We start from the raw sequence: 14061 nt of genomic DNA on the forward strand, positions 1-14061 counted from the left end.
GTGCAAAAGTACAATTATTTATTTATAAAGCAAATAGCAAGTTTAAAATTCTTTTATAATTGCTTTTCAATGGGTTACGGAATTATGGGTTACTTTTAGTTTAATATTAACCAAATCCAGTGGTTCTGTGTTTGTTTTCTAGGTTACTGGCAATTAAATTTTTAAAGTTAATAGTTCTTTTATAATTTAAACTTTTGTTTGCTATTTTTACCAATCCTATGAGATTATACAAATGAAGTCTAAAGCCACATTAAAAGAAATAGCAAAAGATTTAGGTGTTTCGGTATCTACAGTGTCAAAAGCGTTGAGCGATAGCCCTGAGATTAGTGAGTCGACTAAAATCAGAATCAAAGAATTTGCAGCTATCCGAAATTACAAGCCTAACAGCATGGCTCAAAACCTCAAGAGGCAGCGAACGAATACTATAGGTGTTATTATTCCTAATATTTTGAATCCTTTTTTTGCAAAGGTCTTCAGTGGAATTGAAAAGTTTGCTAACAGCAAAGGATATAATGTGATTACTTATATTTCTAATGAGTCATTCAGTAAAGAAAAGCAAGCGATTGATTTATTAAGCAATGGTACTGTAGATGGATTTATCTTATCTATTGCTGAAGAAACGCAAAAAAGAAATGAAACAACTCATTTTAAAGAAGTCATCAGTGAAGGAGTGCCTATTGTGATGTTCGACCGAATTTCGGAAATTGTGAATTGTGATAAAGTGGTGGTCGATGATTATGATTCGGCGGTTCATGCGATTCAACATTTAATCACTACGGGTTCTAAACGAATTGCCCTGCTTACCTGTGAGGCTAATTTGAGTGTATCGCAATTGAGAATTAACGGTTACTTGGATACGTTAAAAGCAAATGGTATAGCGTTGGATAGTGAATTAATCATTGCGGTGAATTCCGTGGAAGAGTTTGATGATAAATTGACTAATTTAATCGCGAATATCGCTGTTGATGGTATTTTCGCTCTTGATGAACACGCATCTACTTTAGCTATGAAATTGGCGGTTAAGAAAGGAATTAAAATACCTGAAGAGTTATCCATCGTTGGTTTCGCAGATGGTGCTTGGTCTCGTAGGTTAACGCCAAGTTTGGCTACAATCAGTCAACATGGACCTCAAATTGGCGAAGAAGCGGCAAAACTTCTCATTGACCGTATCGAGAAAAAATCGGAGAACAACGTTTACAAAACCACTGTGATTAAAACAGAATTGCGATATCGAGATTCGGTAAAGAAGCCTATTTCTTAAAAAGTTTATTATATTCTAAATAAGAATACGCTATTGGAATAATGCTAACAACGGCAACAATGCTCATGAAAGTATAAAACTGTATTTGAGGCTCAAGAACAATAGTAGCCATGATTAATAAACCTCCCAAAAACCACAATTTTCCTCCTAGGATATGTGTCTTTTTCCAAATATCTTCACTTTCTAATGTCCAAGGCGTTCTGATACCAATAAAATAGTTGGGTTTCATGGTTTTCATATAATTCCCAAGAAATGCGAATAGAAATCCAATCATTGGGAAAATTAATGTAGGTTTTGTATTTGGATTCTGAATGGTATACAAAATGTAGATCGCTAAAGCCGATAAAAAAAGCGTTAAAGCCAATCGAAGACTAGTGAATTTTTTGCCCATTTTTTGAAATTGTTGTTTAGGATCAATTTTCGGAAGATAGAGAAAGAGTAAATAGGTAAATCCTGTGAGCATGAAGATCATAAATATTAATTCGGTTTTATTTCCCCATCGATCAACCTCTCCATTAATTTTCATATGCATAGGCACTTTTTCGGGTAGTTCGTTCCAAATAAAAGCTAAGTAAATAAAAGGTAGTGTGGCAATACTTAGGTATGGGATTTCTTTTTTAAATTTTTCCATGATTATTTTTTTAAGCTAATGATCCATTTTATAATATCGTCTACGATGGTTGTGTTGAGTGAATACACTATAAATTGTCCTTTTTTTTCCGAAGAAACTAAATCGGCTCGTTTTAAAATATCCAAATGATGTGAAATGCTTGGTTTAGAAATGTCAAAAGCATCGGCTATTTCTCCTGCAGTCATATCCTTTTGTCGAAGTAATTCGAGAATACTTCTTCGGGTTTCATCATTCAGCGCTTTAAAAATCGAATCCATTAATTTAGATATTTAGACAAATGTCTAAATAATATTTGAAATAACAAAAAAAACCTCTCATTTTTTTGAGAGGTTTGTTTGATTTTGAATTTCTTTTAGTTTGAAAATCAGTATTAATGAGCTTCCAACCAATCTTTTCCTAAACCAATTTCTACTTCTAACGGAACAGCCATTTTGAAAGCGTTTTCCATTTCATTTTTAATCATCGGTTGAATTTTTTCTAGTTCCGAATTATGAACATCAAAAACTAATTCGTCATGCACTTGAAGTAACATTTTTGATTTGTAGTTTTCGGCTTTTAATCGTTTGTGAATGTTAATCATTGCAATTTTAATAATGTCGGCAGCACTTCCTTGAATAGGAGCGTTTACGGCATTTCGCTCGGCACCACTGCGAACTACGGCGTTTGCCGAATTGATGTCTTTAAGATAACGTCTTCTCCCGGAAATGGTTTCAACATAACCGTGTTGTCTAGCAAATTCGACTTGTTCCTTGATGAACGATTTTAATCTAGGGTAAGTATTATAATAGGCTTCAATCAATTCGGCACTTTCTTTGCGAGAAAGCGAAGTTTGGTTAGACAATCCGAATGCAGAAACACCATAAATTATTCCGAAATTAACGGTTTTGGCATGGCTTCGTTGTTCTTTGGTTACTTCTTCCAGCGGAACACCAAAGACTTTAGCCGCAGTACTTTTGTGAATATCTTCATGGTGTTTGAAAGCTTTTATCATGTTTTCTTCACCACTTAAGGCAGCAATAATGCGCAATTCAATTTGAGAGTAATCGGCAGAAAGTAGTGTGTAATTTTCATCACGTGCAATAAATGCTTTACGGATTAGACGCCCTCTTTCGGTACGGATTGGAATATTTTGTAAGTTCGGGTTGTTAGAACTCAAACGGCCCGTAGCGGCAACGGTTTGCATGTAATCCGTATGTACGCGCTGGGTTTTCTTATCTACTTGATTCGGCAGTGCTTCAATGTAAGTGCTCTGTAATTTTACCATTTGACGCCATTCTAGTATGTCGCGAACAATTTCGTGTTCGTTGGCCAAATAACTCAATACTTCTTCTCCGGTAGCGTATTGTCCGGTTTTAGTTTTCTTTTGTTTGGTACCACCAATTTTTAGTTTGTCGAAAAGAATATCACCCAATTGTTTTGGAGAAGCCAAATTGAATTTCTCTCCTGCAGTCTCGTATATTTTTTCTTCAATTTTTTTGATTTCTTGATCCATTGAACCTGACATCGATTTAAGAAAAGCGGTGTCCAAACGAATACCTTCCATTTCCATGTCGGCCAAAACAGGAACCAATGGAATTTCAATTTCATCGAACAATTTTTTGGTGCCTACTTTTTCTAAAATAGGCTGAAAATGTTCTTTTAGTTGTAATGTTATATCAGCATCCTCTGCAGCATATTCCTTAATATCTTCTAAGGCTACATCACGCATCGATTTTTGATTTTTCCCTTTTTTGCCGATTAAGGTTTCAATAGATTTGGGTGAATATTTCAAATAAGTTTCACTTAAAATATCCATGCCATGACGCATGTCTGGATTAATTAGATAATGAGCAATCATTGTATCGAATAATTGTCCTTTCACTTCAATGCCATATTGCGCCAATACTTTTAAGTCGTATTTCATGTTTTGACCTATTTTTTCGATTTTCTCGTTTTCGAAAAAAGGTCTGAATTTATCAATGAGGATTTGGGCTTCTTCTTGGTTTTCCGGGAACGGCACATAAAAAGCTTTTCCTTTTTCCCAAGACAACGCCAATCCTACTAATTCGGCATTCAGTGCATCAATACCGGTGGTTTCGGTGTCAAAACAAACCGAAGATTGATTCATAAGGTTTTGCATGAGTAATTTTACCGGTAAATCGCCTTGAACCACTTGGTAGAAATGTTCCGTGTTTTCTAAAGTAGCGTAAAAGGAATGAGGTTTGGGTTCGTTGTTGTTTTCATCGGTAAAACCAAACAAATCAAATTGATTTTCATTTTTTGGAGTGGCTTTTTTAACCGTTTTTTCGTTCTCTGTATCGATTTCGTCATAATCTTTTCCAGTACCGAATAATTTATCGAATTGCGCTTTCATTTGTCGGAATTCTAATTCCTGAAATAAAGCATCGGTTTTTTCTACATCTGGTTTCGAAAGTTCGTAATCATTGGCATCAAAAGTAACCGGACAATCGAGTAGGATAGTGGCCAATTTTTTAGACAGTATTCCTTTTTCTTTGTTGGCTTCGATGTTTTCTTTCATCTTTCCTTTTAGTTTATCGGTATTAGCCAAAAGATTTTCCATAGAGCCAAATTCGGCTAATAATTTTTTAGCGGTTTTTTCACCTACGCCCGGTAAACCAGGAATATTGTCTATGGCATCTCCCATCATACCCAAAAAATCGATAACTTGTAGCGGGTGCTCAATCTCGAATTTTGCTTTCACTTCCTCTACACCCCAAATTTCGATGTCATTTCCCATTCGGGCAGGACGGTACATGAAAATATTTTCAGAAACTAATTGTCCAAAGTCTTTATCTGGAGTTACCATATATACTTTGTATCCTTCTTTTTCGGCTTGTTTCGCTAATGTTCCAATTAAATCATCAGCTTCGTAACCAGGTTGCTCAATAATAGGAATATGCATGGCGCGAAGTAATTCCTGAATGTAAGGAACAGCAATTTTTATGGCTTCGGGAGTTTCGTCACGGTTTGCTTTGTACTCGGTAAACATCTCAGAGCGGTACACGCTTCCACCATTATCGAAAGCTACGGCCAAATGATCCGGTTTTTCGCGGCGAATCACATCCATTAAAGAATTCATGAATCCCATAATGGCTGAGGTATCCATGCCTTTAGAGTTAATTCTTGGATTTTTAATAAATGCGTAATAACCTCTGAATATTAAGGCGTATGCGTCGAGTAGAAATAAGCGTTTTTGTGACATTTTTCTCTAAAAATTTAGACTGTAAAAATAGTCAATCATAACCGAATTTGGTCGACGTTAGTTAAATTTTGATTAACAAAACGCTGTAGTGTTGACTTTCTTCGTTATTTTGTCTTAAAATATACCAAAATGTTATATCGATTTCTATTTTTAATCGCTTTACTGCTTTTTGTCGAAATATATTCTTTTCAGGCTTTTAGAACCGTAATTAAAAGCAAATGGATTTTGTATGGTTACTTAATTGTGAGTATAGGAGTTATTGTTTTTGTGACTTATACAATCTCAAATTATGATAGAAGAGTAGGACAAACCCAGCAATCCTTGTTGGCTTTAGGTTTTATGTTGATGATGTTAGTGCCTAAACTAATGATCACTTTTTTCATGATGGGCGAAGATATATACCGATTGTTTTCGGGTATTTCTACCTACTTTTTTGCTAACGACAACAGCGAGACTTTTTTACCGGAGAGGCGAAGGTTCATTAGCCGAATGGCCTTAATTGTGGCAGCCATCCCTTTTACTTCACTGATTTATGGAATTACCAAAGGGCGATACAATTTTAAAGTAATCAAACAAGATATCTTTTTTCCTGATTTGCCCGAAGCTTTTCACGGATTTACTATTACACATATTTCTGATGTGCATTCCGGTAGTTTTGACAACCCGGACAAAATTAATTATGCCATCGATTTAATTAATGAGCAAGGTTCAGATGTCATTTTGTTTACGGGAGATATTGTTAATGCTAGGGCCGATGAAATGCATCCGTGGATAGATACTTTCAATCGTTTAAAAAAGCCTGCATTCGGAAAATTTTCGGTTTTAGGGAACCATGATTATGGTGCTTATTTAGAATGGGAATCTGAAGCAGCTAAAGCTAAAAATTTTGAAGATATAAAAGACTTACATCGTCAAATCGATTTTAAACTATTGATGAATGAACATGTGAAAATCGAAAAGAACGATCAGCAAATTGCTTTGGTAGGTGTAGAAAACTGGGGTAAGCATTTTGCGAAATTAGGTGACCTGGAAAAGGCTTCCGATGGATTAGCAAAAGAGGATTTTAAAATCTTGATGAGCCATGATCCAAGTCATTGGGAAGATGTGGTGCAACATCATGAAAAACATTTTCATTTAACGTTAAGTGGTCATACCCATGGAATGCAGTTTGGCATTGAAATTCCGGGATATTTCAAATGGAGTTTGGCGCAGTACGTGTACAAATGTTGGGCAGGATTATATGAAAATGCAGGTCGTTACATCTATGTGAATCGTGGTTTTGGATTTCATGCGTATCCAGGACGAGTTGGAATTATGCCTGAAATAACGGTTATTCGACTAAATAAAGGTAAAAAATTAGCGTAATTTGTTAAAAATAGTATATTTGTAGTATAAAGTCTAATTTAAATTAGCGTGTTATGTCAAAATTTGGAGAACTAATCAACGCACAAGTACCGGTTTTAATCGACTTTTATACCGATTGGAATGAACCTTCGCAATCTATGCATCCTGTGATTAAAGATGTTGCGGCGGCATTGGGAGATAAGGCTAAAGTAATCAAAATAGATGTCGACAAAAACCAAGAATTGGCTGAAGCACTTCGCATTAAAGGCTTGCCAACATTGATGATCTATAAAGGAGGAGAAATGAAATGGCGTCAATCAGGTGAGTTAGATGCTAATACGTTGATTACATTGGTTCAGGATCAGCTTTAGGAGATTATATCGAATTTTAATCCTTTTTCTTTATAAAAATCAATTGCTTTGGGTAAAGCATATTGTAAATTTTTAAAAGCTTTCACACTATCGTGAAACACTATAATACTTCCACTTTCTACTTTGTTGGTGCTGTTTTCAAAACATTCTTGAGGTGAGATAGTAGAATCAAAATCAGCGCTTAAAATATCCCACATGATAATTTTATATCCCAGCTTTCTTGTAGCTTTCGATTGGGATGGTGTTAGTTTGCCATAGGGCGGACGAAAAATTTTACTTTCCTCAGCTTTTTCTTTTGCTATTTCGGTTTGGCATTGCTCAATGTTTTTTAAATAATTTTTTGTTGAGGTTTTCCATCCTAAAACATGATTATGGGTATGGTTACCTACAGAATGTCCTTCTGCAATGATTCTTTGAAATAGTTCAGGATATTTTTGGATGTTTTGTCCAATGCAGAAGAACGTAGCTTTTACATTATGTTTTCTTAAAACATCTAAAACCCAAGGAGTGATTTCTGGCGTAGGACCATCGTCAAAAGTTAGAAAAACTTTGTTTTGAGTGTTGGGAATAAACCAAATTTGGTTATGAAATAACCATTGAACTAATTTATTTGTTTTGGTCCAGTAAAACATATTGTAAAAATAAAGCTTTCGAAAAAAATCCGAAAGCTTTATTGATGATTATTCTTTTTAAATTTTATTGTAATTCGATGCCGAATCGCTCAAATCGTTGAGCAAAACCGTTAAATGAAGGTTTTAACTCATTATAAAAAGCATTGTCTTTATTGTCATAAGCAATTAAAAGCAATCCTCTGTATCGTTCAATGCTAGTCACAATATCTACGGCGAAATCGTTTTGTTCACTAGGGTTTAATGAAGTGAAGTATTTCAATTCGTCTTGATATTTTGCAACCAATTGTTTGAGTAATTTTTGGGCTTTCTCTTTTTTACCTAGTTTGTAATAATTATCCGCAAAAGGATCTACTAAACTGTAAAATTCGTAATAGTCTAGAGGTAATTTAGCAATAGCCATATCCACTACTTTCTCCGCTTTGTCAAATTTTCCTTCGGCAATTAAAGCTTTGGCTAATCTATTGAAATTGGTTCGGTAGGAAATACTGTTTTTTCTAGTTTCAGGATCGTGATAAATATCGGTTCTTTCCCCATTACCCCAAGTCCATTTCATCACGTTGTTATACATTACATTAGTATCTATTCTTCCCATTTCAAAGCTGTAAGACTCTTTGTTTATGGGTGTTCTTAGAGGAACCAAACGATAAATCATTCCGTCAAGTTGTAAGTATTCTTTCATCCAGATATAATCGTCATCAGCAAAAGCTCCTGGAGAGAAATAAATTGGACGTTTCCAGTTGTTATTTCTCACAATGTCTAACATCATTAATCTGTTTTTGTAGATAGCGTCTCCTTTAATATCGATGTCTATGTGAGGTACGATAGAATCAGCCAATTTAGGGTTAACTACTTTGTTGGCTAGAACAGCTTTCTTATCTACAGGAATACGAAGTTTATTGGTCGGATAAAATTGAATTTTATGTCCGTTACGCATTTCAATTAAAGTTCGAGGATCATCACTAGAGATGAAATCGAAAAATTCATTTACATCCATACGAGCATCGGTGGCTTTGTCGAAAATAAGATAATCTCTTTTTTCGCCCACGTAATCCTTATGTTCAAAAGAAATAGGCATTGGATCCGAATCATATGCTTTACGTTTCATCGAATCGATATACCAATCCGTCATCAATAAACTAGTGTTTACAATGCGTACATCGGTTCTGTAACCCTCTATTTCTTGCAGATACCACATTGGGAAAGTATCATTGTCTCCAATAGTGAACAAGATGGCATTTGGAGCACAAGAATCTAAATACGCTTTAGCAGAAGAAACAGCAGTGTATTTGTTTGAGCGATCATGGTCGTCCCAGTTCTGAGAAGCCATTAAAACCGGTGCTGCTAATAAACAGGCTCCTATGGCTATTGGTCCGGCAACTTTTGGAGTAATAAATGCTTTGATTGTGTCATAAATAGCATAAACACCAATACCTATCCAAATGGCAAAAACATAGAAAGAGCCTACTAAGGCGTAATCGCGTTCGCGAGGTTCAAAAGGTCTTTCGTTTAAGTATATTTTAAGAGCCAATCCGGTAAAAATGAATAAAGCTAGTAAGACATAGAAACTTTTAATGTCTTTTTTAGCGTGGAAGAAAAATCCAATAAGGCCAATGATAAATGGTAAAAAGAAATAAGTGTTTCTTCCTTTATTGTTTTTCCAATCCGCCGGTAGATTGTCTTGAGAACCTAGTCGAATAGAATCTAAAAAGTTGATACCGCTAATCCAGTTTCCATCTTTTAAATCGTATTCACCTTGTTTGTCGTTTTGTCTTCCGGTGAAATTCCACATTAGGTATCTCCAATACATGTAACCAAATTGGTATTCAAACATGAATTGTAAATTATCTAGTGTCGAAGGTTTTTCTATGATTAGATAACGACCATAAGCTCTCAAAAACTTGTCATAATCTTCCATGTCTAGCTTTCCTGAAGCAAAAGAAGCTCTGAATTCGGAAACAATTTGGGTCATTTGTTGTAATTCACTCTCGTCTTCAAAAGCATTGTGATTGATAGTGAATTCTAATGGACTAGTGAAACGCATGTAATTTACATTGTGGTCTCCACTCCACATACGAGGCAAAATAGCCTTGTGATTGTCATCAGAATTTTGTTTTCCGTTTTTGTAATTATTAACAATTACATATTTTCCGGTTTTATAATCACGCTCATAATTTGGTTTGTCATCAGTATACGGGTTGTCTTCATCTAATCCAGCGTACACATCTGAAAACTGAGGCCCATAAAACAATTTTTGTTCCCCATATTGTTCGCGGTTGTAATACGCTAAAACTTCTCGGGCATCAGAGGGTTTGTTTTCGTTGATTGGTGTATCAGCATTCGCGCGGATAGGTAACATGATCCAAGTCGAGAATCCTATTAAAATGAAGAGAACACACAAAAGAATGGTGTTGTAGAAAACTTTTCCGTTTTCGCGAGTATATTTTAATCCGAAGTAGAAGAAAGCAATCAAAAGAATGCTCACAAAGATACTTCCAGAGTTAAAAGGTAGTCCTAGACTATTTACCATAAAAACTTCAGTAGCTCCGAAGAACGTCATGATCCATGGTAATAGTAATTTAAAGATGAACAATAATATAGAAACAACTACAATATTGGCTACTATGAAGTTTTTAATCGTTACTTTCTCGTATTTTTTGAAGTAATACAAAAATCCAATGGAAGGAATGGTTAGCAAAGCCATGAAGTGAACACCGAAAGAGAGTCCAACAACTAAAGCAATAAGTAATAACCATTTGTTTCCTCTAGGTTCATCCATTTCTTGTTCCCAGCGAAGGCCTAACCAAAACAACAAAGCAATTAAAACGGTTGCCATAGCGTATACTTCAGCTTCTACAGCATTATACCAGAAACTATCTGAAAAGGTAAAAGCCATTGCGCCTACAAAAGAAGCGCCTAAAATAACGATAGCATTGTTGTTGTTTATTTCTGTGAATGCCTTAACTATTTTTCGTAATAATATGGTAGAAGACCAAAATAAAAACAAAATAGTGAAAGCACTTGAGAATACAGACATCATATTAACCATTAGGGCAATATTTTCTTTGCCAATAGCGAACATAGAAAAGAAAGCACCCATCATTTGGAATAGAGGGGCACCCGGTGGATGGCCTACTTCTAGGTTAGCAGCCGTTGCAATGTATTCTCCACAATCCCAGAAACTCATTGTAGGTTCTACGGTTAAAGAGTAAACTAAAAGGGAAATAAAAAAGGAAACCCAACCCAATATGGTGTTCCACTTGTTGAAATTGAATGACATAGATATGTATTTCGGTTTGTATTTTTGCAACACAAAGAAACTATTTTTTTATCTAAAGAAAAGGTTAAAAAAAATTTTTTTAAAAATTTTTAAAAAAAACTTGCAGAAATAAAAAATGGTTGTAAATTTGCACTCGCATTAAGGAATTAACGCAGGTTTAATGGTCCATGGTGTAATGGTAACACTACGGTTTTTGGTGCCGTCTTTCTAGGTTCGAGTCCTAGTGGACCAACAAATAAAAGCTCTGATTTTCAGGGCTTTTTTGTTTTATGTTTTTTATGATGTGATAAAAAAAGCCTTGATTTATGTCAAGGCTTTTTTTGTGATATGGCTATAACCATTTCTTTTCTTGGTTAGTGGCGTCTAAAACATCAATTTCTAATATGAATTTCATTTTGTCCGCAATACGGAAAGCTTCTTCTTTGTCGGTTGTTTTATAAAAGGTAATATGTTTATTTCCGTTATAAAATAAATTTAAAAGAATTGTATCATTTGTAAAAGAGGTACTAGCAGTAATCACTCTCACGGTTTGTTTTTCTGTAGTTTTAAAAACGGAAACATATTCGAATTTGGGACAAGGAATCCATTTTCCAAACTTTATACCAAAAATCGATTTTACATTTCTATAGGTTTTGTTATCTAAATTAATTTCAGACCCTTCTTTGGTGATAAAGCCTAGTCCAATTGCAATAAATATGGACGCCAAAACAATGTTTTTGAAGAATCCTAAAATACCTATCGTTAAAAAGAAGTACCCTATTATATTTTTCGGTAAAGGGTTTTCTTTTACATAACTTACAATACTCATTACTTACGTTCTCTCATGAATTCTTCTGCTTTTTCTACCATGTTGAAACTTCCGCAGAAAAAAGGAACGCGTTGGTGTAATTCTGTAGGTTGGATTTCCATGATGCGTTGGTAACCATCAGATGCTTTTCCACCTGCTTGTTCCGCAATAAAAGCCATAGGATTACATTCGTATAGTAAACGAAGTTTCCCTTTTGGAGCTTTAGAACTGGTAGGATACAAATAAATACCACCTTTAATCATGTTTCGGTGAAAATCAGAGACTAAACTACCAATATATCTTGAAGTATAAGGACGATCTCCTTCTTCTGTTTGACAGTATTTAATATAATCTTTTACGCCTTGTGGAAAATGAATGTAATTCCCTTCATTAATCGAATATATTTTCCCGTTTTCAGGATATTTCATATTAGGATGAGACAAATAGAAGGTTCCAATAGCAGGGTTTAGCGTAAAACCATTTACACCATGTCCCGTGGTGTACACTAACATGGTTGAGGTACCGTAAATTACATAACCTGCAGCAACTTGATTAACGCCCGGTTGAAGAAAATCTTCTGTTTGCACGGGTGTTCCTAATGGAGTGATTCTTCTGAATACTGAAAATATAGTTCCTACCGAAACATTCACATCAATATTAGAAGATCCATCCAAAGGATCCATCAAGACTACGTACTTGTTGTTGTGGCTTTTGTCGGAACCGGCTACGGTGATAAAATCATCGTTTTCTTCGGAGGCAATTCCACAAACAATTTCGCGGTTAATTAAAGTTTGGATAAAAACTTCATTTGCGTAAACATCTAATTTTTGCTGATCTTCACCTTGAATGTTTTGGTCTCCAGCAGCTCCTACAATGTCAACCAAACCTGCTTTGTTCACTTTATAGTTCACCACTTTTGCAGCCAATCGGATGGAGTTGATAATTCTAGATAGTTCACCTGAAGAGTATTGGAAATCATTTTGTTTTTCAATAATGAATTCGCCAAGGGTTTTATTGCGTTCTTCCATGTAAGAAATCGTTGTAGTTAGTGGTACAAATATCATGATTTATTTTCAAAGGTAAACCATCATTTAATTTGAAATTTTTCTGATAAAATTCTCTCTTGAAATAACAAAAAAGTTCCAATTGAGTTATATTTATCACTTTAAGTTATTTTATCTTTGTTTAAAAATTTACACAACTATGAAAGCAAGAAAAATTGTCTATTTATTGGTCTTATTGGGAAGCGGGTCGTTACAGGCTCAAATTAATTTGGGTGAAAAAGCTCTAGGAGCACTTCAAAAAGGAGTGACTAGTTTCACATTTAGTGATGAAGATGCTGCCAATTTATCAAAGGAAGCCGTGGCCAAGATGGACAAAGAAAATGAAGTGGCAGGTCCTAAAGATCCCTATACTATTCGTTTGAATCGACTTTTTGGAAAGCATAAAAACGAAAATGGTTTAGTGTTGAATTATAAAGTATATAAAGTTAAAGAAGTTAATGCTTTTGCAACGGCCGATGGTAGTGTTCGTGTTTTTTCTGGTCTTATGGACATTATGGACGACAATGAATTATTAGCCGTAATTGGTCACGAAATCGGTCACGTAGCAAATCATGATTCAAGAGATGCCGTGAAAGCAGCGTATCGAAATGAAGCATTGTTAGATGCTGTAGCTTCTCAATCCGATAAAGTAGCCAAAGTAACAGATGGTCAGTTAGGAAAAATAGGTACAGCTTTGCTTTCGAACGCTCACAGTCGTAAGCAAGAATCAGATGCTGATATGTTTTCTTATGATTTTATGAAACGCAACGGTTATAATGTTAATGCAGTCGAGTCGGCTTTTAGCATTTTAGCGAAATTGAGTGAAGGAACCGAATCCAACGTGATTACCCGAATGATGAGTTCGCATCCAGATCCAAAAGATCGCGCGTTAAAGGCAAAAGAGAGGGCAGTTGCAGAAGGTTTATACAAACCATACGTGAAGGTGACTAAGAAGACAACGACCAAAAAAACAACCACTAAAAAGAAAAAATAAAATGATTATTCGTAGAGGTACAAAAAATGATATGCCACAGGTTCTGGAACTTATTCGTGAGCTGGCTATATTCGAAAAAGAACCCGATGCCGTAGTAGTAACTGTAGCCGATTTAGAGCGCGATGGTTTTGGTTCTAATCCTTTATTTTACACTTTTGTTGCAGAAGAAAAGAACGAAATTATAGGTATGGCGTTATACTATTATCGCTATTCTACTTGGAAAGGTAAGACCATTCACCTTGAAGATCTTGTGGTAAAGGAAAGTAAACGCGGAACGGGTGCCGGTTTTGCTTTGTATAAGGAAATTATCAAGCAAGGGAAAGAAGATCAAGTGCGTCGTATCGAATGGAATGTGTTGGATTGGAACCAAAATGCGATTGATTTTTATGAAAAATCTGGTGCGAAGGTTTTAGACGATTGGCGCGTAGTTCAGATGGATGAACAAGGAATAGATGAATTTTTAAGTAAAGTATAATTAATAGCAAAAAATTACTCGAAACAGTGATTTGTAATTTTTTA

General features: G+C 35.1%; 12 protein-coding genes and 1 tRNA gene. 6 read left to right on the forward strand and 7 right to left on the reverse strand.

What is annotated here, in order from left to right:
- The first annotated feature begins 232 nt into the window (after positions 1-232).
- Positions 233-1261 carry a LacI family DNA-binding transcriptional regulator gene (locus NAT50_RS07950; protein ID WP_250592705.1) on the forward strand — a complete coding sequence of 343 codons (1029 nt, stop codon included), beginning with the start codon at positions 233-235 and terminating at the stop codon, positions 1259-1261.
- Here NAT50_RS07950 and NAT50_RS07955 read toward each other — a convergent pair.
- The 3 genes from NAT50_RS07955 to polA all read right to left on the reverse strand — a co-directional run bounded on the left by NAT50_RS07955 (position 1251) and on the right by polA (position 5094).
- Positions 1251-1892 (reverse strand): SdpI family protein, encoded by a 642-nt coding sequence (locus tag NAT50_RS07955; RefSeq protein ID WP_250592706.1) that lies wholly within the window; start codon positions 1890-1892, stop codon positions 1251-1253. The genes NAT50_RS07950 and NAT50_RS07955 overlap by 11 nt on opposite strands.
- Before the next feature lie 2 nt (positions 1893-1894).
- On the reverse strand, positions 1895-2149 hold the full coding sequence (locus NAT50_RS07960; RefSeq protein WP_250592707.1) for an autorepressor SdpR family transcription factor: 255 nt from the start codon (positions 2147-2149) through the stop codon (positions 1895-1897).
- Between the two features lie 113 nt (positions 2150-2262).
- A complete protein-coding gene (gene polA, locus NAT50_RS07965; RefSeq protein WP_250592708.1) occupies positions 2263-5094 on the reverse strand; it encodes a DNA polymerase I in 2832 nt (943 codons plus the stop codon).
- A 129-nt stretch (positions 5095-5223) separates the two neighbouring features.
- On the opposite strand from polA, the gene NAT50_RS07970 reads away from it, so the two are divergent.
- Positions 5224-6459: a metallophosphoesterase gene (locus tag NAT50_RS07970; RefSeq protein WP_250592709.1), complete on the forward strand. Its 1236-nt coding sequence runs from the start codon at positions 5224-5226 to the stop codon at positions 6457-6459.
- A gap of 53 nt (positions 6460-6512) precedes the next feature.
- Positions 6513-6809: a thioredoxin family protein gene (locus NAT50_RS07975; RefSeq protein WP_250592710.1), complete on the forward strand. Its 297-nt coding sequence runs from the start codon at positions 6513-6515 to the stop codon at positions 6807-6809.
- Here NAT50_RS07975 and NAT50_RS07980 read toward each other — a convergent pair.
- Together NAT50_RS07980 and NAT50_RS07985 are read right to left on the reverse strand one after the other, a co-directional pair.
- Positions 6806-7441, reverse strand: coding sequence for a polysaccharide deacetylase family protein (locus NAT50_RS07980; RefSeq protein ID WP_250592711.1), 636 nt, complete (start codon positions 7439-7441; stop codon positions 6806-6808). The two genes, NAT50_RS07975 and NAT50_RS07980, sit on opposite strands and share 4 nt — an antisense overlap.
- Before the next feature lie 64 nt (positions 7442-7505).
- Entirely contained in the window at positions 7506-10718 is a 3213-nt protein-coding gene (locus NAT50_RS07985; RefSeq protein ID WP_250592712.1) for a DUF2723 domain-containing protein, read from the reverse strand.
- A gap of 161 nt (positions 10719-10879) precedes the next feature.
- Between NAT50_RS07985 and NAT50_RS07990 the strand changes: the two genes are divergently transcribed.
- A tRNA-Gln gene (locus NAT50_RS07990) sits at positions 10880-10950 on the forward strand.
- A gap of 99 nt (positions 10951-11049) precedes the next feature.
- On the opposite strand, the gene NAT50_RS07995 is transcribed toward NAT50_RS07990, so the two are convergent.
- Positions 11050-11526 (reverse strand): hypothetical protein, encoded by a 477-nt coding sequence (locus NAT50_RS07995; RefSeq protein WP_250592713.1) that lies wholly within the window; start codon positions 11524-11526, stop codon positions 11050-11052.
- A complete protein-coding gene (gene fbp / locus NAT50_RS08000) occupies positions 11526-12533 on the reverse strand; it encodes a class 1 fructose-bisphosphatase (protein ID WP_250592864.1) in 1008 nt (335 codons plus the stop codon). The genes NAT50_RS07995 and fbp overlap by 1 nt, the downstream gene beginning before the upstream one ends.
- A 175-nt stretch (positions 12534-12708) precedes the next feature.
- Between fbp and NAT50_RS08005 the strand changes: the two genes are divergently transcribed.
- Together NAT50_RS08005 and NAT50_RS08010 are read left to right on the forward strand one after the other, a co-directional pair.
- Entirely contained in the window at positions 12709-13542 is an 834-nt protein-coding gene (locus NAT50_RS08005) for a M48 family metalloprotease (RefSeq protein WP_250592714.1), read from the forward strand.
- Between the two features lies 1 nt (position 13543).
- Positions 13544-14017, forward strand: coding sequence for a GNAT family N-acetyltransferase (locus NAT50_RS08010; protein ID WP_250592716.1), 474 nt, complete (start codon positions 13544-13546; stop codon positions 14015-14017).
- Positions 14018-14061 lie beyond the last annotated feature (44 nt).

The sequence above is a fragment of the Flavobacterium luminosum genome, from assembly GCF_023635005.1.
GTDB lineage: Bacteria > Bacteroidota > Bacteroidia > Flavobacteriales > Flavobacteriaceae > Flavobacterium > Flavobacterium luminosum.